The sequence below is a fragment of the Amycolatopsis sp. TRM77291 genome (assembly GCF_054166285.1).
On the sequence record NZ_JBSZHF010000001.1, the window covers coordinates 4149460 to 4174005 of the forward strand.

The window sequence follows — 24546 nt, forward strand, 5'->3', positions numbered from 1 at the left end:
GCCGACGTCGATCGCGGACGCGGGTTCACCCGAGAGACTCAGATCGTCGGCCAGGCCTCCAGCGCCGCGACCATCCGCCGGGTGTGCGCCAGGTAGTCCGGCACGGACAGGACCCGGCCGTCGATGTTCTCCAGCAGCCAGCCCGAGGCAGCCTCCTTCGACGCGAAGAACTGCGTGCACACCAGCGCCTCGACGTAGTCCTGGCCGAGGACGAGGTCGATCCCGGACAACCGCGACGCGGCGACCACGGCCTGCGGCGGGTCGACGCTCAAGACCCGTTCCCGGGTGAAATGGACCCGGACGTGGGCCCCGGTCGCCGGGCAGACCGCGTCCGCGTGCACGGGTTCGCCGGTGGCGACGGCCAGGAGGAACAGGTCGACGCGGTACCGGTCGGCACCCGCCCGGTCGGCCGGGCGGGCTCCGCGGTCCATCACGACCAGGCCGTCGCGGATGACGAAACCCATCAGGTCCATCAGCCGGTGGGCTTCGGCGGGGTCCATGCCGACGGTGGCGGCGAGCCTTCCGATGGCGATGGGGTGTCTGCCCGCTCTGGTCAGCTTGGTCGCGGCCCAGGCGATGCGGACAGCGGCGGTGCGATCCGTACGGGTGGTCAACAGGCACCTCCTCGCCTTCGTCCCGTTGAGATTAAGCACGAAAAGGTTTTCCGCCAAGTCACTGCGCCGAACGGCCGAATGCGTTGTGCGGTAAGAAAATTCACAATGCACATCGAGCAACGGCAAGGCATTCTCCCCGATTGCTCGAAACGGAGCGCACTTTCGGCCGCGTGCGGCGAAAGTCGCCCGTCGCCGCGGGCCGGCATGAGCTTCCGACCAGGTTGCGAAAGTGGCTTTCGCAACGCGCCATCAGCGCAGGTGAGGCCGCCTAGGCGGACGTGAGAGCCGCAGGCGCTTCACAGCAGTTTCAGTTGTTCCGCCGCCGGGATCACCACCTCCTCCGAACGCTGCACGGGCATCGTCACCTGCATTCGCTCCCCGTCGTCCGCACGGGCATCGAAGCCGTGACGGCGCAACAACGGGCCGACGCGGGCACCCAGCCGCTCCCGGTACGCCTTCGGCAGATAGGCGCCGCGCGAGTACAGCTCGCGGTATTTCGGCACGAGCTCCGGATGCTCCCGGCCGAGCCAGCGGGCGAACCATTCCCGCGCGCCCGGCCGCAGATGCAGGGGGAGGACGGTGACCCGCGTGGCGCCCGCCTCGGCCAGCCGCGAGAACAAGGCGTCGAGCGCGGCCACCGAGTCGGTCAGGTACGGCAGCACCGGCGCGACCAGCACCGAACACGGCAACCCCGCTTCCCGCGCCTTGCGGATCAGGTCGAGCCTCGCGCGCGGGCTCGGCGTCCCCGGCTCGAGGCGGCGCTGCAGGTCTTCGTCGAGCAGCGCGAGCGAGATCGCCAGCCCGGCCGGCACGTCCTTCGACACCGACTCCAGCAGCGGCAGATCCCTGGCCAGCACGGTCCCCTTGGTGAGGATCGACAGCGGCGTGCCCGAATCCGCCAGCGCGGTGATGATGCGCGGCATCAGCTTGTACCGGCCTTCGGCGCGCTGGTAGGGATCGGTGTTCGTGCCCATCGCGACGTGCTCGCGTGTCCAGCTCGGCCGCCGCAGTTGCGCGGCCAGCACCTCGGGCGCGTTGACCTTCACGATCACCTGCGTGTCGAAGTCGCGCCCGGCGTCGAAGTCCAGGTAGGTGTGGGTGTTCCGGGCGAAGCAGTTGTGCGTGACCATGCCGTCGGCGATGAAGTCGCCGGTGCCGGTGGTGATGTCGAACAACGGCAGCTCGATGCCCAGCGGCTCGATCGAGGTCACCTTCCGCCTCGTCCGGCCGATCGGGAGGCCGTCGAGCGACCGTTTCCAGCCGACGGCGGGATCGGCTAGGTGGAAGAACCGCACCTCCTCCGACGGCCCGCCGAGGAGCTGCACCGTCCACAGCGGACGGAATTTGACGTTTTCGGTTCTCACGTAACGGAAGCCGAAGTTGTCCAGCGCGGAGCAGAAGGTCGAGACGATATCCTGCTCGTCGTGCGTGACACGCAGCGCACCGTGCCGGTAGCCGCCGGCGAGATCGAACAAGCCGGCGAGGAATCCGCGCTGCCAATGGGAATCCGGCGAGGGCGGCACCTGCACGAAACCGACCGACGCGCCGAAATCGGGCAGGTACCGGAGCGCGCGGTCCGCGGCGTCCTTCTCGGTCGAGAACCCGCCGGAGCGCAGCATCCCGCACAGATACCCGGCGCGATAGCCGAGGGTGTCGTCCGGGGTGCGGGCGAGCTTCCCGACGCCGACGAGTTCGGTGCCGCCGACCAGATGCGGCCGTTGCGCGGCGCCGAACCGGGTACCGGTGACGTGTTTCCACCCGCGCCCGGTCAGGAACCGGTGATCGCCACTGGCCACGATGGACGTTCCGTCGTCGAGGGTCAGGCGGTACGCCGGCTTCAGCGTCGACCAGTGCGCGAGCACCTTCGTCGGCACCAGGCGGCGGCCCGCGCCACGCCCGCGCGTCCCGTAGATCGCGTCACCGGGCGCGAGCTCCGCCAGCGTCTTCGTCCGGCCATCGGCCATCAGGACCGGCGTCGCGCCTTCGAGGCAGTACGTGCACGCGTGAGAGCAACCGCGATACGGGTTCACCGTCCATCCGAACGGGACACCCGAACCGTCGGGCACCTTGTTCAGCACGGATTTGGCGTGCACCTCGTGGAAGGTGACGCCGTCGAACTCGGGCGTGCGCACCGAACGCAGCAACCCGTCCAATCCGGGCAGGACCGGCTCGCCGCCGTCCGCCCGCTGTCGATCCCATCGCACCAGGCCAGTCGAACACATGTTCTAGACGGGTGTCAAACGTATGTTCGAACGCGGGTGATCTTCGCGGCATTCAGTCCTCTGGATGCGGTAGTTGCGCGCGCAAGTACCGCATCAAGAGGACTAAATGCGAGCTAGAGCTTCGTGACCTCTTCCGCCACATACCCGGCGGGCTGGATCAGCCCCGCGCACCGGCTCTCCCCGCGCGGCGTCGCCGACCGGCGGCGCACCGTCACCGCGTAGAAGTCCTCGCCACCGCGCACGGTGACGACCCGGGCGTCGGCTTCGAGCAACGGCTCCTCCTGGACGGCGAGCACGTCGTCCAAACCGGACAGGTCCAGCCGCCGCCGGAGGGCGATCTCCGCGAACTGCGCCCACGCCGTCCGGGCGGACGTCCGGCCGCGAAGCTGCTCCGGCTCGACCTGGCCGCGCAGGGCGGACTTGGCGACCAGCGCCGCTTCGGCCGGGTTGAGCTGGCCGTGCAGGAAACCGTCGGGGACCACCAGGAGATTGCCCGCCCAGCGGTCTCCGCCGACATGGCTCACCTCCCAGGCCCGGCCGGGGTGATTGGTGTTGAGCGTCGAAGCCAGGGGGCGGCCGAGCACCGCGCAGCACATGTCCTTCGTGCCGTGCGTGCAGACCAGGAACAGCGGCCCGCCCACTCGCGTGCCGAGCCCGCCCGTGCCTTCCGCGACCGCTTCGAGATCCAGCCCGGCCAAGTCGCCGAGATCGTGGATCTCCAGCCGCTCGAGCCAGCGGTTGCCCGGTTCGCCGCCGCCGACGTACACGGACCGGGGACGATCGGGATCGCGCTGATGTTTGCCCGGCCGACGGATCAGCAGCGGGCGGAGCCCATGGGACCGTCTCAGGCCTTCGAGCAGCTCACGGCGCTCGGCGGGGAACGCCTCGTCGAGGACGTTTTCCAGCGCGTCCGCGGGCCAGGGGCCCGGCTGCTCGATGAGCAGCCAGCAGCGCATGTCCGCGGCGGTGCCGGCGGGGCTCGCGCCCAGCATACGCGCGACGGTGGCGCAGCCCGGCAAAGCGGCGGGCGGCGCTGTGGTGTCCGAGAGCTGAGCGGTCATCGGCCGACCGCTCCGGACTTCACCTTAGGCATGCCTTAGCTTACCCCGCCCGGCCTCCCTTCACACTTCCCGTCTCCTGTGACTTTCAGCCGATCGAGAGAAGTCCCTGTGTCGTGAGCTCGCCGAGGAACGCCCGCACCGTCCCCCGATCGAGTTCGGACAGCTCGGCGAGTCGTTTGACCGCCTGCGGCGTTCCGTCGAGCAGCGCCTTCAGCAGCGGAGCCGCGGCACCCGCGAAGACGAACCGTTTGCCGTCCGCGAGCAGGGTCACCCGGCCGTCACCTTCTTCGAGCACCGCCCTCGGGACGAGGAACCGGACCTCGGTCTCGTCGCCGTCCGGCAGCAGGCCGGGGGTCGCCGCCCAGGGCAGCCCGACCCGCGGATGCGCCGGGGCAGCCGAGTCGCGTTCGGCGAGGAACCTGCCGACGACGTCGCCGGTCAGCGCTGCTTCCAGCTCGGCACGCAGCGCCGCGGCACGGGCCGCCCGCTCCTCGTCCGTCCCGAACCGCGGGAGGTCCTGCCGGAACACGGTGCTCGCGCGGAGCTTGTCGGCGAGCCAGGACACCAGGTCGATCCCGGTGGCCGGGCTGAACCCGAGCGTGAGGTGCAGCGACATCTCCCCCACCGCGGTGACGTCGTGCCAGTGCCCGCGCGGGACGTAGAGGACGTCGCCGTCTTCGAGGATGAAGTCGTCGATCGGCTCACCGGGCCGCTCGGGCTGCTCGACGTCGCGATGCAGCGGAGCGGGCCTGGTCGGGCCGTGCATCCGCCAGCGTTTGCGGCCGGCGACCTGGATGATGAACGCGTCGTGGTCGTCCCAGTGCACGTCGAAGCCGTGCGTCACGCCCCAGCCCGCGTACAGGTTGACCTGGACGCTCTCGCGGAGGTCGTGTTCGAGGCTTCTGGCGAGATCGCCGATCGGGTCGCTGAGTTCCTGGATGGCGTCGAGCACCATCGTCGCGCCGCCGCGGAGGTGCTCGGTGAACGGAGCGGCCTGCAGGCGGGGGACGGTGCCACTGCGGCGGGTGGGGACGAGATCGGTGTAGCTCTCCATGTGCACCGGGGTGCCATCGAGCGCGAGGCGCAGGCGCGGGAACTCCAGGCGGTGCTGCCGGAGGATCGCGTTCAGCGCGGGCCACGGCAGCAGGTCGGCGAACCGGCCCGCGCGGCCTTCGAATCGGCGGTAGGTCTCGCCCTGGACGTCTTGGAAGAACTGGCTGACCCCGAGCGGAGCCACGAGGTCAGCCAGTGTCGGCGTTTCGGGCACTCAGCCGTCGTTGCCGTCGTTGTCGGCGGCCGCGCCGTTGGCCTTCCCGCGGTCGACCGCGGTCGGGATCATTTCGACCTCCAGCAGCAAACCGCTGTCGGGAGCCTGCGTACCTGACTGTTCCTGTGCCATCCTGCCACCTTTTTCTCAGACGAGCGGACGGACCGAAAATCGGTCTGGAGCGCCGCCAAGCCTACGACACGTTTCGAGAAAATTCACTGTCCAGCAGGCAAAAACGGCCTTGTGAGCGATCTTCGACACCGCGGCGCCGGTTCACCCGGACAGCGGTTCTAAGCTGCCATTCATGGCTGATCCGGCATCCGTCCCCCGCCCGCGGTGGGACGTGCTCGCGGCCGTCGGCGCCGGCGGCGCGCTGGGCAGCCTCGCCCGCTACGGACTGTCGGTCGCGATCCCCCATCCCCGGGGTCAGTTCGCGTTTTCCACCTTCGCCACCAACGTTTCCGGCTGTCTGCTGATCGGGATCCTGATGGCGTCGCTGACCGCGTCGGAAGATCCGCACCGGTTGCTGCGTCCCTTTCTCGGGGTCGGGATCCTGGGCGGCTACACGACGTTTTCGACCTACGCGACGGACACACTCGATCTTGTGACGGCCGGGCGCCCGTTCACCGGGTTGGCGTACGCGTTCGGAACGGTGGCCGCGGCGCTGGTAGCCGTCTACGCCGGGCACGAGATCACCCGGGCGGTGAAGAAATGACGCTCGTCTTCGTCGCGCTAGGCGGCGGTTTCGGGGCGATCGTCCGTTTCCTGACCGATCTCCGGATGCGCGCGTGGCGGGGTACCGCCTTCCCGTGGGGCACGCTGGTGGTCAACATCGCGGGCTCGTTGATCCTCGGTGTCCTGACCGGCTGGGCACTGCACGGCGGCCAGCCCGGCGGAGTCCGCTCGCTGCTGGCCGTCGGATTTTGCGGCGGCCTCACCACGTTTTCGACGTTCGGGTACGAAACCCTGCGCCTGTTCACCGAGAAGACGCGGGCCCGCGCGGTGGTGAACGCCGTCGTCACGATGGCCGCCGGAATCGGCGCCGCGGCGGCCGGGTTGCTGCTCGCCGCCGCCATCTGGCACTGACTCAGCCTTCGGGCGCCATCCGCCACGCCGCGGCCGCGACCGCCTCACGCTGCTCTGACGGGAGGTCCGCCGCCATCTCCTCCAGCTTTTCGACGACGCCTTCGTGCGCGGCGTTCGCGAGCCGGAGCCCCTCCTCGGTCAGCGTGATCTTCAGCGCGCGGCGATCGCCGGAATCCGCGACACGCTCGACGAGCGCGCGCCGCTGCACGCGATCCACCAGGCCGGTGACGCTGGACTTCTCCAGGTTCAGCATCTTGCCGAGGTCGGTCATCCCGACGCCCGTCTCCCCCTGCGCCAGCACGCAGAGCAGCTGAGCCTGCTGCGGCGTGAGGTCGTGGGACCGGCCGACGTCGATGAAAGCGCGCTGCACCAGATGGGAGAGCCGCACCAGCGCCGTCGCGAATCCGAGGTCTTCGGCCGTGGTCATGAGCTCAGTCTACTTGACGATCGTTCGGAGTACGAACTACTGTAGTTCGCAGTACCAACATTCCGCATTACGAACTAGGGGATCTCATGACCACGACCGTGGCCGTCATCGGCGGGGGATACGGCGGCACGACCGTCGCCAAGGAGCTGGACTCGTTCACCGACGTCGTGCTCGTCGAACCGCGCGAGGACTTCGTCCACCACGTCGCCGCCTTGCGGGGGCTCGTCGATCCCGAGTGGACGGATCGGCTCTTCTACCCATACGCCCGGCTCCTCGAACGGGGACGCGTGCTCCGCGACCGCGCGGTGAGCGTGGACCAGGACGGCGTCACGCTGGCGTCGGGCGAACGGCTCACACCGGACTACGTCGTGCTGGCGACCGGCTCGGCGTACCCGTTCCCGGCGAAGATCGATTTCCACGACAGCGCTTCGGCGAAGGCGAAGATCCGTGCCACCCGGGAGGAACTCGCGGGCGCGGAGAAGGTGCTGCTGCTCGGCGCGGGCCCGGTGGGCCTCGAACTGGCCGGCGAGATCAAGGCGGTGTGGCCGGAGAAGGCCGTGACGATCGTCGACCCGGCGAAGGAGATCCTGCCCGGTTTCCCGGAGGACTTCCGCGCGGAGATCCGCCGTCAGCTCGACGGACTGGGCGTCGAACTGCTGCTCGGCACTTCGCTGACCGAGCCGCCGGTCTCGGAACCGGGGCAGGCCAAGACGTTCACCTCGGGGCTCACCGGCGGCGGCGAGGTGACCGCCGACCTGTGGTTCCAGTGCTTCGGCGGCGCGCCGCACACCGCGTACCTCGACGGCGAACTGGCCGCGGCGCGGCAGGCGAACGGCCAGGTGGAGGTGACTCCCGAGCTGCGCCTTCCGGGGCAGCCCGGCGTGTTCGCGCTCGGCGACATCACCGCGTTGCCGGAGGGGAAGCTGGCGAAGGTGGCCGGTGACCACGCGGAGGTCGTCGTGGCCAACATCCGGGCGCTGGTCGAAGGCGGCGAACTGCGGACGCACACCCCGGGCGGACCGATGATCTCGTTGCCGCTCGGGCCTTCCGGGGGCGCGACCTACGCCGAGGAGGTCGGGATCCTGGACGCGGCGACCACCGCGGAGATCAAGGGGTCGCACATGATGGTGTCCCGCTACGAGGAGCTGTTCGGACAGGCGTAGCGCTCGTGAGTGGTAAGGACGGTCAGAACCGTCCTTACCACTCACGAGTCCCTAACGCGGAGCGAGACCTCGCACCTGGGCGAACGGGTCCTTCCCCGTCGGCAGCAGCGCGATGATCGGCGTCGTCAGTCCGTTGTCCACATAGGACTGCACCTGCTCGCGGCAGGAGTCGAGGCTGCCGTGGACGATCAGGTCGTCGACGACCTCGTCCGGGATGACCTGGTTCGCCTTCTGCCGGTCGCCCGCGGCCCACGCCTCGTGCATCGGCGCGAGCGCGTCGCCCCGGCCGAGCCATTCGTGGAACGCCGCGTACACCGGCACGGTGAGATAGCTCGAGATGAGCATCCGGCCGAGCCCGCGGGCGGCGGCCTTGTCCTCGGTGGGGCACACGAAGATCCGCGCGGCCAGTTCGGTGTCCGGACCGACTTCCGCCCGCACCTTCGGCACGTCGGAGGCGGCGAGCCAGTTGGTGATGGCGCCGTCGGCCTCCTTCGCCGCCAGCCGCAGCATCCCCGGCCGCAGCGCGGCGAGCATGATCGACGGCGGCGGGTCGGCGGGCCGCTCCAGCCGGAACTTGCTGACGGAGAACGACTCGTACTCCTCGGTGACCTTCTCCCCCGCCAGCGCCGAACGCAGGAAGCGCAGGGTGTCCCGCGAACGCGCGAACGGCGCTTCGAACTCGGCGGCGTTCCAGTTCTTCACGATCACCGGCGACGACGCGCCGATGCCGAGCACGAACCGGCCGGGCGCCAGTTCCGCGACGGTCGCCGCGCTCATCGCCAGCAGCCCGGGCCCGCGCGTGTACACCGGCACGATCGCGGTGCCCAGGCGCAGCTGCGGCGCCCACTGCGAGGCCAGCACCAGCGGCGTGAAGGCGTCGTGGCCCGCCGTCTCGGCCGACCACGCGTCGGTGTAGCCGAGATCCGGCAGCTCCCGCACCATCTCCTCGTGCGCCGCGAGCGGCACCCCGGTCAGCGGAATGGTGATGCCCCACCGTTTCATGCGTTCTCCTCGCTCTTGACCGCGGCACCGGACAGCTCACGCACGATCCAGTCCACCTGCGTGCGCATCAGGTTCTCGGCGACCTCTTCGGCTTGCGGTGTCATATGCGTCGCGCCGGCCAGCGGCAGGAACACGTGCGCGCGTCCCTTGGCCAGCAAGGCCGACGACAGGCGCAACGAGTGGGCGACGAAAACGTTGTCGTCGGCCAGTCCGTGCACGATCAGCAGCGCCCGTGAGAGGTCACCGGCGCCGGCGATCAGCGAGTTGTGCTCGTACGAAGCCGTTTCCTCCCGCGGAAGCCCGAGGTAACGCTCGGTGTAGTGCGTGTCGTACAGCGACCAGTCGGTCACCGGGGCGCCCGCGACAGCGGCGTGGAAGACGTCCGGGCGGCGCAGCACGGCCAGCGCGGACAGGTAACCGCCGTAGGACCAGCCGCGGATCGCGACCCGTTCCAGATCCAGTTCCGGATGGAGCTCGGCCGCCGCGTGCAGGGCGTCGACCTGGTCGGCGAGGGTGACGTCGGCGAGCTTGCCCGCGATCTCCTTCTCCCAGGCCGAACCCCGGCCGGGCGTCCCGCGCCCGTCGGCGACCAGCACCGCGAATCCCTGGTCCGCGAGCCACTGCGGGGTCAGGAAGGCGTTGCGGGTCTGCAGGACACGCTGGGCGTGCGGGCCGCCGTACGGGTCGAGCAGCACCGGGAGCTTGCCTTCGCTCTCCTCGTACCCGGTCGGCAGCACCAGCGCGGCGCGCAGGCCCCGCTCCCCCAGCGTCAGCCAGGTCACGTTCGGCACGACGTCGGGGTCGACGGTGAAGGAACCGATACGCGCCACGGTCTTCTCGCCGGACACGACGGTCACCACCGGGCCGCTGCGCTCCAGGGTCCACGACGAGAGCACGGTCAGCGAAGCGGTCCCGGACCCGACGTGCACACCGTCCTCAGTGGACAGACGACGGAGCTCGCCGCCTTCGGTGCGGAAGACGTGGATCTGGGTCGGGTCGGCCTCCGACGCGCTGAAAAGCACCTCGTCGCCGACGTGCAGGATCGACCGCACCTGCAGCCCCGGCGGGGTGACGGCGGCCCCGTCGACGACCAGCCGGTGGTCACCGTCGGTGGCGCTCTCGCGGACCAGGCGGCCGTCGGCCGTCCACGCCGGGACGCCCGCGGCGAGCTCGACCCAGTGCTCGTCGGTCTCGGTGTGCAGCACCTCGACCGAACCGGTCGCAGGGTCGACCGCCTGGATCTCGAGTTTCCGCTGGTCACGCGACTGCACCGACAGCAGCGGCTTACCCGCGCCGGACCAGTGCACCGCGGCGAGGTACTCCCAATCGGTCTTCTCGACGTCGACGCGGGAGCCGTCGAGGCCGAGGAAGGCCAGCGTCACGTCCGCGTTCGTGGTGCCCGCCGCCGGATACGCGACGACGTTCGCCGCCGACTGCGGGTTCGCCGGATCGGCGATCGTCCAGCGCGGCACCGCGGCCCGGTCCGAGCGCTCGACCAGGAGGCTCTTCCCGTCCGGCGCCCACCAGTAGCCGCGGGTGCGGCCCATCTCCTCGGCCGCGATGAACTCCGCGAGCCCCCAGGCGATGTCGTCACCCGCTGCCTCTACGAGCAGCCGGTCATCACCGGTGGCCCGGTCGATCACCCGCAGGCGCCGATCCCGGACGTAGGCGACGTGCGTACCGTCCGGGCTGGGCCGCGGGTCGACGACCGAACCGTCGACCAGCACCGACACCTCGCCGGTGGCCAGGTCGAGGGTGTGGAGCTTGCCCGAGAGCGAGAACGCGGCGACGGTGAAAGCGTCGTCGACCGCGTAGCCGACCACGCCGCCACCGGTCTCCCGGCTGCGCTCGCGGCGGGCACGCTCTTCCGGCGGCAGATCCTCTTCACCGGGCAGCAGCTCGGCGGCGTCGACCAGCTTCGTCTCCTCGCCCGACGCGACGTCGAACGACCACAGGCTGTGCCGGGGGTCGGTGCCGGACTCGGACCGCAGGAACAGGATGCGGGAACCGTCCGGGGCGACCTTGAACTCTTTCGGCGCGCCGAGGGTGAAGCGCTGGGTGCGGGCCTGACGGCGGAGGAACGGGAGATCTTCGAGGCTGATGTCGGTCACCTCCGCACTCTTTCAGAAGATCAAGCGGAGACGCCAACGCCTTCGAGCTTCTTCAGTTCGGTCTCGGGGTCGAAGTCGGCGGGCGGGAACTTCGGATCCATCCCCTCGATCGTCTCGATCAGGAGCCGCGCGACCAGCCAGTTGCGGTACCACTTCCGATCGGCCGGGACGGCGTACCAGGGCGCGGCCACCGTCGAGGTCTTGGCGAAGATGTCGGCGTAGGCCTTCTGGTAGTCGTTCCACTGGGCGCGCGCGTCGAGGTCCGCGGGGTTGTACTTCCACCACTTCGCCGGATTCTCCAGCCTCGCCTTGAGACGCTTCAGCTGCTCTTCCGGCGAGATGTCGAGGAAGACCTTCACGATCGTCGTGCCGGCGTCGGTCAGCTCCTTCTCGAACGCGTTGATCTCGGCGTAGCGCTTGCGCCATTCCGTCGCGGGCACCAGCTTCTGCACGCGCGGGACCAGGATGTCCTCGTAGTGGGAGCGGTCGAAGACACCGATCTGCCCCGGCGCCGGGAGCTGTTTGCGGATCCGCCAGAGGTAGTGGTGACGCCGCTCCGTCGCGGTCGGCTTCTTGAACCCGGCGTACCGCACGCCCATCGGGTTGACCAGGCCGAGGACGTGGCCGACGGTGCCGCCCTTGCCGGAGGTGTCCATCCCCTGCAGGACCAGCAGGACACTACGGTTCCCGCCGCCGACGCCCTCCGCGTACAGGGCCTCCTGCAACTCGGCGAGCCTGCCTCCGGCGTCGGCCAGGTCCTTGAGCACCTTGGGCTTCTTGTGCGGTCCGATCGGGAACGAGCCCGGCTCGTGCCGCTCGCCGCCCCTGCCGATCCTCAGCGTGTCCCGGACGGAGTCGGTGTCCTTTTTCGCCATCCGGCGACGATAACCGCGCTCCGCGCACCGCGCCTCCGGTGATCGAGTACGCCGATGCACGATTTCGCCACCCGGAAGACTCGATACGCAATGAACAACGGGTCAAAGCAACGTTTCCCGGATGAAACCAGCCGGATGGGCATCTAACCTGAACGCATGACGACCGCCGACTTCATCGCGCTCGACGAGCAGTGGAGCACGCACAACTACCACCCGCTCCCGGTGGTGATCGCCACCGCCGAAGGAGCCTCGGTCACCGACGTCGAGGGCAAGACCTACCTCGACTTCCTCTCCGGCTACTCCGCGCTGAACTTCGGGCACCGCCACCCCGGGCTCATCGCCGCCGCGATCGAGCAGTTCGGCCGGGTGACGCTGACCTCGCGCGCCTTCCACCACGACCAGCTCGGGCTGTTCTGCAAGGAGCTCGCCGAGCTGACCGGCACCGAGATGACCCTGCCGATGAACTCCGGCGCCGAAGCCGTCGAGTCGGCGGTGAAGATCGCCAGGAAGTGGGCGTACCGGGTCAAGGGCGTCCCCGACGGGACCGCGGAGATCATCGTCGCCGGCTCCAACTTCCACGGCCGCACGACGACCATCGTGTCCTTCTCCACCGACGAGACCGCACGCGCGGACTTCGGCCCGTTCACCCCGGGCTTCGTCACGGTCAAGTACGGCGACGCCGCGGCGCTGCGCGACGCCATCACCGAGCGCACCGCCGCGATCCTGCTGGAGCCGGTACAGGGCGAGGCGGGCGTCATCGTGCCGCCCGCCGGCTACTTCGCCGAGGCCCGGCGGCTCTGCGACGAGCACAACGTGCTGCTGATCGCCGACGAGATCCAGTCCGGTCTCGCCCGCACCGGCACCGTCCTCGCGCTCGACCACGAAGGCGTCCGCGCCGACGTCTACACCCTGGGCAAGGCACTGGGCGGCGGGATCATGCCGGTGTCGGCCGTGGTCGGCGGCAAGGACGTGCTCGGTGTCCTTCGGCCGGGTGAACACGGCTCCACCTTCGGCGGGAACCCGGTCGCCTGCGCGATCGGGCGGGCCGTGGTCGGGCTGCTGAAGACCGGAGAGTTCCAGCAGCGCTCACGGGAACTGGGCGCCCACCTGCACTCGCGGCTCGGCGAACTGGTCGGCGACGGGCTCGCCGAGGTCCGCGGGCGCGGGCTCTGGGCGGGCATCGACATCGCGCCCGGCGGGCCGACCGGCCGGGAGGCGTCCACCGCGCTGGCCGAACGCGGCGTCCTGTGCAAGGAGACCCACGACCACACCCTGCGGATCGCGCCGCCGCTGGTGATCAGCCGCGAGGAACTCGACCGCGGTATCGACGCGATCACGGAGGTCGTCAAGACCCGGTGAACCTTTCGGACGGGCTGTACGTTGCCTGTCCATGGGAGACGAGCGGGAGTGGGTGGAGCGGCCTCTGGTCGGCACCGAGTCGGTGTCGCCGGAGGACTGGTTCGCGAGGGGTAAGGCACTGCGGGACGAGGCGCCCTCCTCCGCGCACGACCACGCGGCGGCGGGCGAGGGCCGGCCCAGCGTCGCGGAGTTCTTCGCGCGCACCAACGAAGGCCGCCTGCCGGAACTGGTGGACCTGCGGCGCGAGCGCATGCTCGCGTCGCCGTTCACCTTCTACCGCGGGGCCGCCGGGCTGATGGCCGCCGACCTGGCGGGTTCGCCGTCGTCCGGGCTGACCGCGCAGCTCTGCGGGGACGCGCACGCCGCGAACTTCGGGCTGTACGGCACGCCCGAAGGCCAGATCGTCATGGACATCAACGACTTCGACGAATCCGTGCCGGGCCCGTGGGAGTGGGATCTCAAACGGCTCGCGGCGAGTCTCGTCCTCGCCGGGCGCGAGGGCGGCATCGGGGAAGCGGGCTGCCGGGAAGCCGCCGAGGACGCCGTGAAGTCGTACCGGCGCACCATCCGGGGGCTGGCGGAGCTGCCGTTCCTGCGGTCGTGGAACGCGCTGCCGGACGCGTCGGTGCTGAGCAAGGTCAAGGCGCACGACCTGATCGACGACTTCGAGGAAGCGGCCGAGAAGGCGCGGAAGAACACCAGCGCCAAGGTCACCGCGAAATGGACCCGGCGGATCGACGACCACGAGACCGGCCTCGAACGGCATCGCTTCGTCGAAGACCCGCCGGTGCTCACTCACGTCGACGACGCGACCGCCGAAGCGATCGTCGCCGGACTCGTGTCCTATGTGGACACGCTACGCGAGTCGCGGCGGACGCTGGTCTCGCGGTACCGGGTGTCCGATGTGGCCTTCCGGGTGGTCGGCACCGGCAGCGTCGGGCTGCGCAGCTATGTCGCGCTCCTGCACGGGAACTCCGGTGAAGATCTTGTCCTGCAAGTGAAACAGGCCGTCCCGTCGGCGCTCGCGCCGTTCCTCGGCCTGCCCGCCCCGGAGCACGAGGGGCGGCGGATCGTCGAAGGCGCGCGGCTGGTGCAGGCCGAAACGGACATCCTGCTCGGCTGGACGACCATCGACGGCCTGCCGTACATCGTGCGGCAGTTCCGGAACCTCAAGGGCGACATCGACCCGGCGGAGCTGAAGAAGGACCACCTCGACGACTACGGCCGGCTCGCCGGCGCGTTGCTCGCGCGGGCGCACGCGCGGTCTCTGCATCCGCGGATGCTGGCCGGCTACTTCGAGGACGACGAAGACCTCGACGAGGCCATCGGGGCCTACGCGGTGCGATACGCGGATCAGACCGAAGCGGACTTCGCCGCCTTCGCCGCCCTCTGACCTCCCGCATTTCGTCCTCTAAATGCGGGCCGGTGCGTCGGCATGTCCTGAAGGTGCCCTTTGAGACGTTGATCGTCCCGAAGGGCACCTTCGGGACACCGGCCCGTGCGGGCGCGGGTGGACGGCGGCTCACACCAGGGCCAGGACGTCGTCCGCGCATCCCCACGCCACCGTGATCCCCGCGCCCCCGTGCCCGTAGCAGTGCACGACCCGGCCGTCCCGGTCCAGCCGCACCTCGGGCCGGAACGGCCGCAGCCCCACCTTCGCGCCCAGCACGGGCGCGTCGGCCAGCGCGGGCACGAGTTCCCGGCACCGCCGCACGATGTCGGCGGTCACCCCGGGATCCGGTTCGACGGAGCCGCGCCCCGGCTCCTGCGTGCCGCCGCAGACGACGTGCCTTCCGTGCGGGATCACGTGCCGCAGCACCGGCGTGGCCCCGTCGACGATCCATTCGGTCAGTCCCGGGTCGGCGAGATGGACGACCTGGCCGCCGACCGGCACCACGGTGCCGTCCCCCGCGAGCCGCCCGCCGCCGAGCCCGGCGGCGTTCACGACGAGGTCCGCGTCGAGGTCGTCCAGCCGCGAGACGGTGCGGTACTCGGTGCGCGCGCCCAGCGCGGCGACCTGTCCGGCGAGCCAGGCGAGGTACACCGGGGTGTCGACCAGTGCGGTCGTGAAGGTGAGCCGTCCGGGTTCGTGGTCCAGGCCGGGCATCGACAACGCCCACGAAGGCAGCGGCGCCTCGCGCGGGACGAGGTACGTGCCCCGGACCATGCGGACCCCGGGCGCGCCCAGGGCGCGGTACTCCTCGACGCTCGTCGCGGTCCAGCGGTCGACGCGGTCGGAGTTCGCCGCCAGCGGCGGGAAGAGCACGCCACCGGCGACCGCCGACGTCGTCTCCTCCGGCCGGGCATCGGTGACGACCGTGACGTCGTGCCCGGCCACGGCCAGCCGGTGCGCGCAGCTGAGCCCGATCACGCCGCCACCGACCACACTGATCCGCATCGAAAGCCCCCTTCGTCCTCGCGAGCCGTCCTTGCATGGTGACTGATCACCTGTCACGTAATCTCGCCGGATGAGCGGAAGAGGGCCGTACGGGCCGGTCGCGGTGACCTGCGCCGTGATCATGGTGGTTCTCGGCCTGCTGGTCTCCGGCGAAGGCCCGTCCGTCCCCGACGAGCTCGCCGTCAGGTGGGTGGAGCGGTCGTTCGGCCCCGACACCGCCCTCCTGCGGCTCCTGGTGCTGCCGACCGAGGCCTACGTCCTGATCCCGGTCGCGGTCCTCGCCGCCGTCCTCTGCCTGATCGGACGGCGCAGGCTCGAAGCGGTGCTGACGATCGCCGGCCCGCTCATCGCGATCCTCGCGAACACCTGGGTGCTCAAACCGCTCTTCGACCGCTGGAAGTACACGTACCTCGCCTATCCGAGCGGGCACACCGTCGCGCTGGTCGCGGTGCTGACGGTGCTCGTCCTGCTCGCCCGCCCCGGCGTCGCGAAGGCGGTCATCGCGACGGTGGGCGCCGTGGCGCTCTGCGGGGTCACGATCGGCATGCTCGGCCTCGGCTACCACTACCTGACCGACGTCGTGGGCGGCGCGCTGTTCGCCGTCGCGACCGTGTGCGCGACGTGGGTGCTGCTCAGCTGGGCTGCACGGCGTCGCGCGCCAGTGCCGTCAGACGGCTGACGGCGCGCAGGTACTTCTTGCGGTAGCCGCCGTTCACCATCTCCTCGGTGAACAGCTCCGGCACCGGCTCGCCCGAGACCACCAGCGGGATCGCGCGGTCGTAGAGCCGGTCGGCGAAGGCGACCAGCCGCAGTCCGACGTTCTGGTCCGGCACCGGGTGGATGTCGCGCAGGTGCACCCGCGTCACGCCGTCGAGAAGCCTTCCGTAGCGCGAAGGGTGCAGGCCGCCCAGGTGTTCGCACAACGCGTCGAAATCGTCCACAGTGGACTCCGGATGCGCGGCGGCGGAGGCTTCCAGCGCCTCGGGGCTCGCGGGCGGCGGGGCGTCCGGCAGGCCGCGGTGGCGGTAGTCCGGGCCGTCGACGCGGCAGACGCCGAACCGGGCGGACAGCGACTGGATCTCGCGCAGGAAGTCCGCCGCGGCGAACCGGCCCTCGCCGAGTTTGTCCGGCAGCGTGTTGGACGTCGCCGCCACGAACACTCCCGCCGAGATCAGCTCCTGCAGCAGCCGCGTGACGAGCATGGTGTCGCCAGGGTCGTCGAGCTCGAACTCGTCGATCGCCAGGAACCGGTGCTCGGACAGCCGCCGCACCGCCTCGGCGAACCCCAGCGCGCCGACGAGGTGGGTCAGCTCCACGAACGTCCCGTACGCCTTGGGCGACGGCGTCTCGTGCCAGGTCGAGGCGAGCAGGTGGGTCTTGCCGACGCCGAAACCGCCGTCGAGGTAGAGCCCCATCGGCCCGGACGGCGCGTCGTCCCCGCCGCCGAAGAGGGCGCGCAGCTTCGACTTCGGCTTCCGGTTCGACGCCTCCGCCACGCGTTTCGCGAACGCGCCACAGGTGACGACGGCCTCGGCCTGGCTCGGCTCGTCCGGGTTGGGCACGTACGTGGAGAACCGGACCGCGTCGAACCTCGGCGGCGGGACGAGCGCGGTGATCAGCTCGTCGGCGGACAGCTCCGGACGGCGATCGATCAGGCGGGCGGGCATTCGCCGAGCGTAACGGCACGGGCGTGACGGGTTCACCCTCCCTGACCGGGCGTATCCCCCGCTCAGCGGTGTCGTCGGGCGCGTGCTGGGATGTCGGTGTGCAGCTTTTGTGGCCAACGACACCGGGCGATGCCGTCTCCGATGCCGACCTCGAACGGCTCTATGGATACCCGGACGACCTGGACCGTCCCTGGGTCCAGGTCAACTTCGTCAGCTCCGCCGACGGCGCGGCGGCGGTCGACGAGCTGTCCGAGGGGCTTTCCCACCCCGCCGACAAGCGGATCTTCCTGATGGGACGGCTGCTGTCCGACGTGGTCCTGGTCGGCGCGGGCACGGCGCGCGCCGAGGGCTACCGCGGCGCGCGCGTCTCTCCCGGACGCGCCGCCCGTCGGGCCGCGCTCGGACTTTCCGAGGTCCCGCCGATCGCGGTGGTGACCCGTTCCGGTGAACTCGATCCCGAGGGCCCGTTGTTCACCGACACCAAGGTCCCGCCGATCGTCATCACCACCGGGAAGGCGCCGCGCGCCGAGTTGGAGCGCGCGGGTGCCGAGGTGCTCGTCGCGGGGACCGACGACGTCGACCTCCACCGGGCGCTCGCGCTGCTGGACGAGCGCGGGCTGCGCCGGGTCGACTGCGAAGGCGGGCCGGCGCTCTTCGCCGACCTGATCGCCGCCGACCTCGTCGACCAGCTGTGCCTCACCGTCGCCCCGCTGCTGGCGGGAGCGGGCGAGAGCCGGATCGCCCGCGGCCACCCTGCCCCGCAACCGCGGCGGATGGAGCTCGCGTCCGTGCTCGTCGAAGACGGCTTCACCATGCTGCGCTACCGCCGCCGGGAGGGCGGGTGAGCGAGGCGGCCCCGGTTCCGGACGAGGAACTGGTGGCCAGGGCCGCCGCCGGGGACCACGGTGCCTTCGACACCCTGGTCCGGCGGCATACGGCCCGGATGTACCGGGTCGCCCTGCGGATCACCGGCAGCTCGTCCGAGGCCGAGGACGTCGTCCAGGAGGCCTGGCTCTCCGCGTGGCGCGCGCTGCCCGCCTTCCGGTTCGAAGCGGCGGTGTCGACCTGGCTCTACCGGGTGACGACGAACGGCGCGCTCGGCGTGGTCCGGCGCCGGAAACCGACCGTGCCCCTCGACGAGGGCGACGCGGGTGTCGTGCCTGGTCCGGAGGGTCATGTCGAGAGCGCCGAGCGGGTCGGCACGGTGCTGCGCGCGATCGCCGAACTGGACGTCGGCCAGCGGATCCCGCTGATTCTGCGAGAATTCGAAGGGTTGACCTACGACGAGGTGGCCGAGGTGCTCGAAGTCAGCGTGCCCGCTCTGCGTGCCCGCCTGCACCGCGCGAGGGTGGCGCTGCTGGCGAAGCTCGGCGACAACTTCCGACCCGGGGAACGGTGATGAGCGAGGATCCGCGCGACGACCCCCGGTGGCAGCAGGTGCGCGCCGCCGCGAGCCGTCCGGTGCCGACGCCGCCGGGACTGGTCGAGCGGGTGCTCCGCTCGGTCGGCGGCGTCCGCGGCGGGCATACCACCGCACCGCTCGACCTGCCCTCCTCGGGCGGCAAGACCCAGGTGTCGGAACGGGCGCTGGTCCTGATGACCAGGAGCCTCGCCGCCGAGATCGGCCGCGAGCTCGGCGGAGTGCACGTCGCCGCCGTCGCGCTCGAAGAGGACGTGCTCCAGGTGCTGGTGACGATCCGGTTCGGCGTCGAAGCGGCCGTCGCGGACCTGTTGCGCCACCGGGTCAGCGCGGCCCTGACCGGGCAGCTCGGCTCCGCCCCGCCCGCGATCAACATCCACGTCGTCGACGTCCATCCGGACTGATCGGCGGCAAGGTGTCGTGTCGCGAAAGCCACTTTCGGGACATCTGACGTCCCGAAAGTGGCTTTCGCGACACGACACCTTGCCGCCGATCAGTCCGGATGGACGTCGACGACGTGGATGTTGATCGCGGGCGGGGCGGAGCCGAGCTGCCCGGTCAGGGCCGCGCTGACCCGNGCCACTTTCGGGACATCTGACGTCCCGAAAGTGGCTTTCGCGACGTTGGCGCCACTGGATCCCGCCTCGACGGAGAACGCCGATCACGTCCGCCGGGACGCGGCCTCGCCCGACCTCCCGGACCGAATCCCGGAACTGATTACCCCATCCGGGGGACATCGCGTGACGGCTCGGCATGCGCGCGTGTCCTGGTCGGTGAGAGCGTAGGGAGCGTCGCGCGCGCAGGTCGCGCGGCACCGGCCGAGAAGGAGCGAACTTCATGGCGCAGCCGAGCGCGAGCAAGCCCGACACCCCCGTGGCGGGGGCGTCCCTCAACGAGGAAGGAGCCGCCGGCAAGACCACGATCTCGTCGGTGGTGGTGCAGAAGGTGGCCGGTCTCGCCACCCGCGAGGTGACCGGGATCCACGCGCTGGGCGGCGGGGTGTCCCGGGCCTTCGGCGCGATCCGCGAGCGCATCCCCGGTTCCGGCACGGTCACCACGTCCGGCGTCTCGGTGGAGGTCGGTGAGAAGCAGGCCGCCATCGACCTCGACGTGGTCGTCGAGTACGGCGCCCGCATCGTCGACGTCGCCCGCGCGGTGCGCCGCAACGTGATCGGCCAGGTCGAGCAGATCACCGGCCTCGAGGTGATCGAGGTCAACATCGCGGTCAACGACATCCACCTGCCCGACGAGAACGGCGGCGAGACCGAATCCTCGCGGGTCGAGTGATGAACGGGACCCAGACCGGCCTGCTCGCCGGCCTCATCCTCGGCCTCGCCGCGACCCAGGGCTTCACCGCGTTCCTGGTGACGCTGGCCGTCGGCGTCATCGGCCTCGTCCTCGGCCGCGTGCTCGACGGCGAACTCGACCTCGGCGACCTGTTCGGCCGGGGCCGCGACAAATGACCGTCCCGCCCGGTCCCGCCGACGCCGCCGATCGCGGCACCCTCACCATCTCGCCGTCCGTGGTCCGCAAGATCGCGCAGCACGCGGCGGACCAGGTCGACGGGACCACACGCGCCGAGCGGCGGATCGCCGGGCTCGGGCTCGGGACGCACGGCACGAGCGCGAAGGTCGGCGGCGAGGGCAACGACGTCGACCTCGTGCTCGACGTGGCGCTGCACTATCCGGCGCCGGTGCGGCGGATCGTCGGCGACCTGCGCGCCAGGGTCACCGAGGAGGTCGAACGGATCACGTCGTACCAGGTCCGGGACATCTCGGTGAAGGTCTCCGCGCTCCTGCCCGACATCGCGCCCCGCGTCCGCTAGAAGGAGCAAACGGCTATGCGTTTGATCGTCCGCCTGCTGTCGGCCCTGATCGGGCTGGCGCTGGCCGCCGCCGGGGTCCTGCTGGCGCTGGAGGTCGGCTGGGGCTGGTGGCGGCCGGGCCGGGGACCGCTGTTCCTGCCGTGGGACGACTGGCGTGACAGGCTCGCGGAGGAGTCCTGGAACGCTTCCACGGTCCGGTATCTCGCGATCGCCGTCGCGGTCCTGGGGCTGCTGCTGATCATCGCGGCGGCCTCGGCCGGGCGGCGCGCCATCCGGCTGACCGATCCGGCGAACGAGGTCAGCGTGACCACGTCGCCGCGTTCACTGGCGAGGCTCGTCGGGGTGACCGTGCGCGCGCAGGACAACGTCGCGGGCGCGAACGTCACGGCCACCGCCAAGAAGATCCGTGTCCGCGCGACGAGCAGGCTGGAAACCGAAGGCGAGCTGCGGCCGCGGCTGCTGGAGACGGTCTCCGGCCTGCTCGACGACGTCCCGTTGGCACGGCGGCCGAAGGTGTCGGTCGTCGTCGACTCCCCGAAGGACCGCCGATGACCCGTTCGGTCTCCGCCAAGGCACTCGGCCGGTCCACCGGCACGGAACGGGCCTTGACCGTCCTCATCGGACTCCTCGCGCTGCTCGGCGGGGCGGCGGTGGTCGTGGTCGGCGCGGGCTGGCTCGGCACGCACCGCGCCGGCCGTCCGCTCGTGGACCCGATCGCCCTCGACTGGCTGTCGCGGCACGCGCTCGCCTCCCGGATCGGCGCCATCGTGCTGGGCGTTCTCCTGCTGTGGCTGGGACTGTGGTGGTTCTTCCGGTCGCTGCGGCCGGAAGGCCGTCCGGACCTCGATCTCGGCGACGACCTCGTGGTGACCTCCTCGGCCATCTCCGAGGCCGTCCGCGCCGACGCCGAAACGGTCGACGGGGTCGGGCGCGCCCGGGTCCGCGCGGTCGGCGACAAGGAGAACCCCGCGCTGCGGATCACGCTGTGGCTCGTCGAGGGCACCGATCTGAAACGGGTCTGGGAGCAGCTCGACCACACCGTGCTGGCCCGCGCGCGGGAGTCGCTCGGGGTGGACGTCCTGCCGACCGCCGTCCGGATCGAGCTCGACACGAGCGCACCGCAACGGGTGCGCTGACCGCGCCGGTGCGGCAAGAATGGCCGTCATGTCGCTTCCCTTGACGCCGCCGATCAAACCGATGCTCGCCAAACCGGCGAAGGCGATCCCCGATTCCGGCGGGCTGCTGTTCGAGCCGAAATGGGACGGGTACCGCTGCCTGGTGTTCCGCGACGGCGACGAGCTGACCTTGCAGTCGCGGTCGGAGAAGCCGCTCAACCGGTACTTCCCCGAGGTCGTCGAGCGGTTGAAGGCGGCACTGCCAGAACGGATCGTGCTGGACGGCGAACTGGTGGTCGCCCGGGACGGCAAGCTGGACTTCGACGCGCTCACCGACCGGGTCCACCCGGCCGAAAGCCGTATCAAGCTGCTGGCGGAGCAGACGCCCGCGGAGTTCGTCGCCTTCGATCTGCTGGCGCTGGGCGACGAGTCCTTTCTGAACGAACCGACCTCGAAGCGGCGGGAGCGGCTGGAAGAACTGGCCTCCGACGGCGTCCATCTGACTCCGGCCACTTCGGATCCGGCGCTCGCGCGGCACTGGTTCGATCTGTTCGAGGGCGCGGGGCTCGACGGCGTCATCGGCAAACCGCTCGACGAGCCGTACACCCCCGGCAAACGTGTGCTGCTGAAGTACAAGCACTCGCGCACCGCCGACTGCGTGCTCGCCGGGCTGCGCTGGCACGTCGACGGCGAACCGGGCGAGATGGTCGGCTCGTTCCTGCTCGGGCTTTACGGCGAGGACGGCGTCTTGCACCATCCCGGCGTCGTCGGGTCGTTCCCGGTCACCCGGCGGCGTGAGCTGGCCGAGGAGCTGGCGCCGTTGATCACCGACGGGACCGATCACCCCTGGCTGGGTGACAACGTGCGGGAGAACCAGCGGATCCCCGGCGGGATCACCCGATGGAAGTCCAAGGAAGCCCCGTGGGTGCCGCTGAAGCTGGAAAAGGTGGTCGAGGTCGGCTACGAGCACACGGAGGCCGGATATCCGTCGCGCTTCCGGCACACCGCGCAGTTCAAACGCTGGCGCCCCGATCGCGAGCCGTCCTCCTGCACCTATGCCCAGCTCGAGGAGGTCGCCCGCTACGACCTGGACGCGGTGTTCCGCGGCGAGGTGAAACGCACCCGCTAACCGTGTCCTGAGCGCACGCTATCGGATCCTCGCTGCCGGGCCGTGGCGCCATGGAACACGCTTGCACGACAGGCGGCCCGCCATCGAGGATCCGAGCCTCCGGCGAAAAGACGCGTGCGTGCCGTTACCAACTCGATCAGCGTGCCAGACCGCACCTCCTAACTGCGGCCTGACATCCGACCTGCGAAGCTCTGTTCCGAGCTTTGTCATGCCTTGGAAGTGAGGACCAGCCCGTGAGCACCGCCCGCCGCACGCCACGGCTGTTCCTGACGACCACCGTGGTGACGGCCGTGCTCGCGGGCTGCACGGCCGGGCCGTCGGCGAGGCCGGCGGTGATCGACAACGACGGCAAACCGGATCCCGGCGGCCAGACGACGGCGCAGCAGGTCCCGCTGCCGCCGCTCGCCGAACCACGGTCGCCGTCGATCAAATGGGAAGACTGCGACGAAGCGACCCGCCAACGGCTGGGGCAGCCGTCCGTGCCGGACACGCTGAAGTTCTCCTGCGCCAGGGTGCCCACGACGCTCGACGCGCCGGATCTGCCCGGTCGCGGGCTCTCGCGGCTTTCGGTGGTCAAGACCGAGGGCGGGCCGATCCCGCTCGTCGTGGTCAACGACGTCGACGGGGAGCCGGGGTCGCTGTACGCCGCGCGGCTGGCCGCGACGCTGCCGCCCGAGTTCCTGCGGAAGTTCTCGCTGATCGGCGTCGACCGGCGCGGGACGGGGACGTCCATGCCGGTGCAGTGCATCCCGGCGGAGATCCGCACCGACCTGCTCGGCGCCGATCCGGCCGCCGCCGACCTCGAAGGCGTCGTCGACGCGGCGCGCCGGGCCGGCCAGCAGTGCGCCATCGAACTGGACGACGCGCAGGTCGCGATGGACAGCTGGCGGGCGGCGGGCGACCTCGAAGAACTCCGGGAGCAACTGGGGCTGGACAAGCTGCACGCGCTGGGCCGCGGCGACGGTTCGAAGGTGCTCGCCGAGTACGCCGTGCGGTTCCCTGCCCAGGTCGGCCGGGTCATGCTCGACGGGCTGCCCGACCCCGCCCCCGACGCGGCCGCCACCCAGGAAGCCGTCGCCGCGAGCGCGCAGGCGACCCTCGACGCGTTCGGCGCCGACTGCATCGCGAGGGGCTGCCCGATCGGCGACGCCCGCTCGGCCGTGACCGCCGTCGCGGACCGGCTCCGGTCGGCGTCCGCGACGACCACCGACGGCGAGGAGATCACTCCGGGGATCGCCCTGTACGCCATCTACTCCGGGCTCGCGCAGCGCTCACGCTGGGTGGAACTCGCCGAGGCGCTCAAGGCCGCGCAGGCAGGCGACGTCACGCCGCTGGCCGCGTTCGCCGAGCCGGTACTGAAGGACACCAAGGCACGGCCGTCGCGGCTGGACGGCACGCTGGCGACCAAATGCAACGACAGCGCGACCCGGCTCTCGGCCGAGGAACTCACGCGCGCGACCACGGCCCTGCGCGACAAGTACCCGCAGTTCGGTGTCTTCGCCGCGCAGCAGCTGGCCTGGTGCAGCCCGTGGCCCGTGCGGCGTGAACCGCTTCCGCCCGCGGGAGCGCCGGGCGCCCCGCCGATGCTGGTCGCGGGCACCGCGACCGACCCGGTCACGCCGGAGCAGGGCACCGGCCGGGCGGCCGACCAGATGCCGAGCGCGGTGACGATCACCTGGCAGGGCGCCGGGCACGGCGCGCTGAGCCTCTCGCCGTGTGTCACGGACGCGACGCGGGCCTTCCTGATCGACGGGAAGGTGCCCGTCGATGGGACCCTCTGCCCGGCCTGATCACTCACGTGAGCG

Annotated in this window: 27 protein-coding genes; 16 read left to right on the forward strand and 11 right to left on the reverse strand. The window is 70.8% G+C overall.

The window, feature by feature from the left end:
- Positions 1-38 precede the first annotated feature (38 nt).
- The 5 genes from merB to ACXIZN_RS19020 all read right to left on the reverse strand — a co-directional run bounded on the left by merB (position 39) and on the right by ACXIZN_RS19020 (position 5296).
- Positions 39-614, reverse strand: coding sequence for an organomercurial lyase (merB, locus tag ACXIZN_RS19000; protein WP_457955976.1), 576 nt, complete (start codon positions 612-614; stop codon positions 39-41).
- Positions 615-910: 296 nt separating this feature from the next.
- On the reverse strand, positions 911-2818 hold the full coding sequence (locus ACXIZN_RS19005) for an intein-containing Rv2578c family radical SAM protein (protein WP_457955977.1): 1908 nt from the start codon (positions 2816-2818) through the stop codon (positions 911-913).
- A 131-nt stretch (positions 2819-2949) separates the two neighbouring features.
- Positions 2950-3897: a sucrase ferredoxin gene (locus tag ACXIZN_RS19010; RefSeq protein WP_457955979.1), complete on the reverse strand. Its 948-nt coding sequence runs from the start codon at positions 3895-3897 to the stop codon at positions 2950-2952.
- A gap of 85 nt (positions 3898-3982) precedes the next feature.
- Positions 3983-5164: a cupin domain-containing protein gene (locus tag ACXIZN_RS19015; RefSeq protein ID WP_457955980.1), complete on the reverse strand. Its 1182-nt coding sequence runs from the start codon at positions 5162-5164 to the stop codon at positions 3983-3985.
- Positions 5165-5296 carry a hypothetical protein gene (locus ACXIZN_RS19020; protein ID WP_255431246.1) on the reverse strand — a complete coding sequence of 44 codons (132 nt, stop codon included), beginning with the start codon at positions 5294-5296 and terminating at the stop codon, positions 5165-5167. It lies immediately after the preceding gene.
- Between the two features lie 172 nt (positions 5297-5468).
- On the opposite strand from ACXIZN_RS19020, the gene crcB (ACXIZN_RS19025) reads away from it, so the two are divergent.
- Both crcB (ACXIZN_RS19025) and crcB (ACXIZN_RS19030) read left to right on the forward strand, forming a co-directional pair.
- A complete protein-coding gene (gene crcB / locus ACXIZN_RS19025) occupies positions 5469-5879 on the forward strand; it encodes a fluoride efflux transporter CrcB (protein WP_126731643.1) in 411 nt (136 codons plus the stop codon).
- The gene (gene crcB, locus ACXIZN_RS19030) at positions 5876-6250 is read left to right on the forward strand and encodes a fluoride efflux transporter CrcB (protein ID WP_257487791.1); all 375 of its coding nucleotides are present in this window, start codon (positions 5876-5878) and stop codon (positions 6248-6250) included. Before crcB (ACXIZN_RS19025) ends, crcB (ACXIZN_RS19030) begins: the two co-directional genes overlap by 4 nt.
- A 1-nt stretch (position 6251) precedes the next feature.
- Here the strand turns inward: crcB (ACXIZN_RS19030) and ACXIZN_RS19035 are convergent, their stop codons facing one another.
- Positions 6252-6677 (reverse strand): MarR family winged helix-turn-helix transcriptional regulator, encoded by a 426-nt coding sequence (locus ACXIZN_RS19035; RefSeq protein ID WP_457955981.1) that lies wholly within the window; start codon positions 6675-6677, stop codon positions 6252-6254.
- 86 nt (positions 6678-6763) lie between these two features.
- On the opposite strand from ACXIZN_RS19035, the gene ACXIZN_RS19040 reads away from it, so the two are divergent.
- Entirely contained in the window at positions 6764-7840 is a 1077-nt protein-coding gene (locus tag ACXIZN_RS19040) for an NAD(P)/FAD-dependent oxidoreductase (protein ID WP_457955982.1), read from the forward strand.
- A 51-nt stretch (positions 7841-7891) separates the two neighbouring features.
- Here ACXIZN_RS19040 and ACXIZN_RS19045 read toward each other — a convergent pair whose 3' ends face one another.
- From ACXIZN_RS19045 to ACXIZN_RS19055, 3 genes are read right to left on the reverse strand one after another with little or no spacing between them, the layout of a single operon-like run.
- Entirely contained in the window at positions 7892-8842 is a 951-nt protein-coding gene (locus ACXIZN_RS19045) for an LLM class F420-dependent oxidoreductase (protein WP_457955983.1), read from the reverse strand.
- Complete coding sequence (locus ACXIZN_RS19050; protein WP_457955984.1) at positions 8839-10953, reverse strand: prolyl oligopeptidase family serine peptidase; 2115 nt, start codon at positions 10951-10953, stop codon at positions 8839-8841. The genes ACXIZN_RS19045 and ACXIZN_RS19050 overlap by 4 nt, the downstream gene beginning before the upstream one ends.
- Positions 10954-10973: 20 nt before the next feature.
- Positions 10974-11828, reverse strand: coding sequence for a PPK2 family polyphosphate kinase (locus ACXIZN_RS19055; RefSeq protein ID WP_457955985.1), 855 nt, complete (start codon positions 11826-11828; stop codon positions 10974-10976).
- 156 nt (positions 11829-11984) lie between these two features.
- On the opposite strand from ACXIZN_RS19055, the gene rocD reads away from it, so the two are divergent.
- Together rocD and ACXIZN_RS19065 are read left to right on the forward strand one after the other, a co-directional pair.
- Positions 11985-13187 (forward strand): ornithine--oxo-acid transaminase, encoded by a 1203-nt coding sequence (gene rocD / locus ACXIZN_RS19060; RefSeq protein WP_457955986.1) that lies wholly within the window; start codon positions 11985-11987, stop codon positions 13185-13187.
- Between the two features lie 31 nt (positions 13188-13218).
- Complete coding sequence (locus ACXIZN_RS19065; RefSeq protein WP_457955987.1) at positions 13219-14580, forward strand: DUF2252 domain-containing protein; 1362 nt, start codon at positions 13219-13221, stop codon at positions 14578-14580.
- Positions 14581-14709: 129 nt separating this feature from the next.
- On the opposite strand, the gene ACXIZN_RS19070 is transcribed toward ACXIZN_RS19065, so the two are convergent.
- Entirely contained in the window at positions 14710-15585 is an 876-nt protein-coding gene (locus ACXIZN_RS19070) for an FAD-dependent oxidoreductase (RefSeq protein ID WP_457955988.1), read from the reverse strand.
- A 70-nt stretch (positions 15586-15655) separates the two neighbouring features.
- On the opposite strand from ACXIZN_RS19070, the gene ACXIZN_RS19075 reads away from it, so the two are divergent.
- Positions 15656-16264, forward strand: a complete 609-nt coding sequence (locus tag ACXIZN_RS19075; protein WP_457955989.1) for a phosphatase PAP2 family protein — start codon at positions 15656-15658, stop codon at positions 16262-16264.
- Here ACXIZN_RS19075 and zapE read toward each other — a convergent pair.
- Positions 16218-17252 carry a cell division protein ZapE gene (gene zapE, locus ACXIZN_RS19080; RefSeq protein WP_457955990.1) on the reverse strand — a complete coding sequence of 345 codons (1035 nt, stop codon included), beginning with the start codon at positions 17250-17252 and terminating at the stop codon, positions 16218-16220. The two genes, ACXIZN_RS19075 and zapE, sit on opposite strands and share 47 nt — an antisense overlap.
- Positions 17253-17350: 98 nt before the next feature.
- Between zapE and ACXIZN_RS19085 the strand changes: the two genes are divergently transcribed.
- The 10 genes from ACXIZN_RS19085 (at position 17351) to ACXIZN_RS19130 (ending at position 24531) form a co-directional block, all read left to right on the forward strand.
- Complete coding sequence (locus ACXIZN_RS19085; protein ID WP_457955991.1) at positions 17351-18097, forward strand: pyrimidine reductase family protein; 747 nt, start codon at positions 17351-17353, stop codon at positions 18095-18097.
- Entirely contained in the window at positions 18094-18651 is a 558-nt protein-coding gene (locus ACXIZN_RS19090) for an RNA polymerase sigma factor (protein ID WP_457955992.1), read from the forward strand. The genes ACXIZN_RS19085 and ACXIZN_RS19090 overlap by 4 nt, the downstream gene beginning before the upstream one ends.
- Positions 18651-19076: a hypothetical protein gene (locus ACXIZN_RS19095; protein WP_457955993.1), complete on the forward strand. Its 426-nt coding sequence runs from the start codon at positions 18651-18653 to the stop codon at positions 19074-19076. The genes ACXIZN_RS19090 and ACXIZN_RS19095 overlap by 1 nt, the downstream gene beginning before the upstream one ends.
- A gap of 433 nt (positions 19077-19509) precedes the next feature.
- Positions 19510-19959, forward strand: coding sequence for an Asp23/Gls24 family envelope stress response protein (locus ACXIZN_RS19100; protein WP_457955994.1), 450 nt, complete (start codon positions 19510-19512; stop codon positions 19957-19959).
- The gene (locus ACXIZN_RS19105; protein ID WP_005157087.1) at positions 19959-20135 is read left to right on the forward strand and encodes a hypothetical protein; all 177 of its coding nucleotides are present in this window, start codon (positions 19959-19961) and stop codon (positions 20133-20135) included. Before ACXIZN_RS19100 ends, ACXIZN_RS19105 begins: the two co-directional genes overlap by 1 nt.
- Positions 20132-20497: an Asp23/Gls24 family envelope stress response protein gene (locus ACXIZN_RS19110; protein ID WP_457955995.1), complete on the forward strand. Its 366-nt coding sequence runs from the start codon at positions 20132-20134 to the stop codon at positions 20495-20497. The genes ACXIZN_RS19105 and ACXIZN_RS19110 overlap by 4 nt, the downstream gene beginning before the upstream one ends.
- 15 nt (positions 20498-20512) lie before the next feature.
- The gene (locus ACXIZN_RS19115) at positions 20513-21049 is read left to right on the forward strand and encodes a DUF6286 domain-containing protein (protein WP_457955996.1); all 537 of its coding nucleotides are present in this window, start codon (positions 20513-20515) and stop codon (positions 21047-21049) included.
- A complete protein-coding gene (locus ACXIZN_RS19120) occupies positions 21046-21633 on the forward strand; it encodes an alkaline shock response membrane anchor protein AmaP (protein ID WP_457955997.1) in 588 nt (195 codons plus the stop codon). The genes ACXIZN_RS19115 and ACXIZN_RS19120 overlap by 4 nt, the downstream gene beginning before the upstream one ends.
- A gap of 28 nt (positions 21634-21661) precedes the next feature.
- Positions 21662-22741 carry an ATP-dependent DNA ligase gene (locus ACXIZN_RS19125; RefSeq protein WP_457955998.1) on the forward strand — a complete coding sequence of 360 codons (1080 nt, stop codon included), beginning with the start codon at positions 21662-21664 and terminating at the stop codon, positions 22739-22741.
- A gap of 233 nt (positions 22742-22974) precedes the next feature.
- Entirely contained in the window at positions 22975-24531 is a 1557-nt protein-coding gene (locus tag ACXIZN_RS19130; protein ID WP_457955999.1) for an alpha/beta hydrolase, read from the forward strand.
- Positions 24532-24546: the final 15 nt, after the last annotated feature.

Excerpts from the sequence above, each read along its gene's own strand:
- ACXIZN_RS19010 (WP_457955979.1), bottom strand. The coding sequence starts at position 3,897 with ATGACCGCTCAGCTCTCGGACACCACAGCGCCGCCCGCCGCTTTGCCG.
- ACXIZN_RS19020 (WP_255431246.1), bottom strand. The coding sequence starts at position 5,296 with ATGGCACAGGAACAGTCAGGTACGCAGGCTCCCGACAGCGGTTTGCTG.
- crcB (WP_126731643.1), top strand. The coding sequence starts at position 5,469 with ATGGCTGATCCGGCATCCGTCCCCCGCCCGCGGTGGGACGTGCTCGCG.
- crcB (WP_257487791.1), top strand. The coding sequence starts at position 5,876 with ATGACGCTCGTCTTCGTCGCGCTAGGCGGCGGTTTCGGGGCGATCGTC.
- ACXIZN_RS19035 (WP_457955981.1), bottom strand. The coding sequence starts at position 6,677 with ATGACCACGGCCGAAGACCTCGGATTCGCGACGGCGCTGGTGCGGCTC.
- ACXIZN_RS19040 (WP_457955982.1), top strand. The coding sequence starts at position 6,764 with ATGACCACGACCGTGGCCGTCATCGGCGGGGGATACGGCGGCACGACC.
- ACXIZN_RS19045 (WP_457955983.1), bottom strand. The coding sequence starts at position 8,842 with ATGAAACGGTGGGGCATCACCATTCCGCTGACCGGGGTGCCGCTCGCG.
- ACXIZN_RS19055 (WP_457955985.1), bottom strand. The coding sequence starts at position 11,828 with ATGGCGAAAAAGGACACCGACTCCGTCCGGGACACGCTGAGGATCGGC.
- rocD (WP_457955986.1), top strand. The coding sequence starts at position 11,985 with ATGACGACCGCCGACTTCATCGCGCTCGACGAGCAGTGGAGCACGCAC.
- ACXIZN_RS19065 (WP_457955987.1), top strand. The coding sequence starts at position 13,219 with ATGGGAGACGAGCGGGAGTGGGTGGAGCGGCCTCTGGTCGGCACCGAG.
- ACXIZN_RS19070 (WP_457955988.1), bottom strand. The coding sequence starts at position 15,585 with ATGCGGATCAGTGTGGTCGGTGGCGGCGTGATCGGGCTCAGCTGCGCG.
- ACXIZN_RS19075 (WP_457955989.1), top strand. The coding sequence starts at position 15,656 with ATGAGCGGAAGAGGGCCGTACGGGCCGGTCGCGGTGACCTGCGCCGTG.
- zapE (WP_457955990.1), bottom strand. The coding sequence starts at position 17,252 with ATGCCCGCCCGCCTGATCGATCGCCGTCCGGAGCTGTCCGCCGACGAG.
- ACXIZN_RS19095 (WP_457955993.1), top strand. The coding sequence starts at position 18,651 with ATGAGCGAGGATCCGCGCGACGACCCCCGGTGGCAGCAGGTGCGCGCC.
- ACXIZN_RS19100 (WP_457955994.1), top strand. The coding sequence starts at position 19,510 with ATGGCGCAGCCGAGCGCGAGCAAGCCCGACACCCCCGTGGCGGGGGCG.
- ACXIZN_RS19105 (WP_005157087.1), top strand. The coding sequence starts at position 19,959 with ATGAACGGGACCCAGACCGGCCTGCTCGCCGGCCTCATCCTCGGCCTC.
- ACXIZN_RS19110 (WP_457955995.1), top strand. The coding sequence starts at position 20,132 with ATGACCGTCCCGCCCGGTCCCGCCGACGCCGCCGATCGCGGCACCCTC.
- ACXIZN_RS19115 (WP_457955996.1), top strand. The coding sequence starts at position 20,513 with ATGCGTTTGATCGTCCGCCTGCTGTCGGCCCTGATCGGGCTGGCGCTG.
- ACXIZN_RS19120 (WP_457955997.1), top strand. The coding sequence starts at position 21,046 with ATGACCCGTTCGGTCTCCGCCAAGGCACTCGGCCGGTCCACCGGCACG.
- ACXIZN_RS19125 (WP_457955998.1), top strand. The coding sequence starts at position 21,662 with ATGTCGCTTCCCTTGACGCCGCCGATCAAACCGATGCTCGCCAAACCG.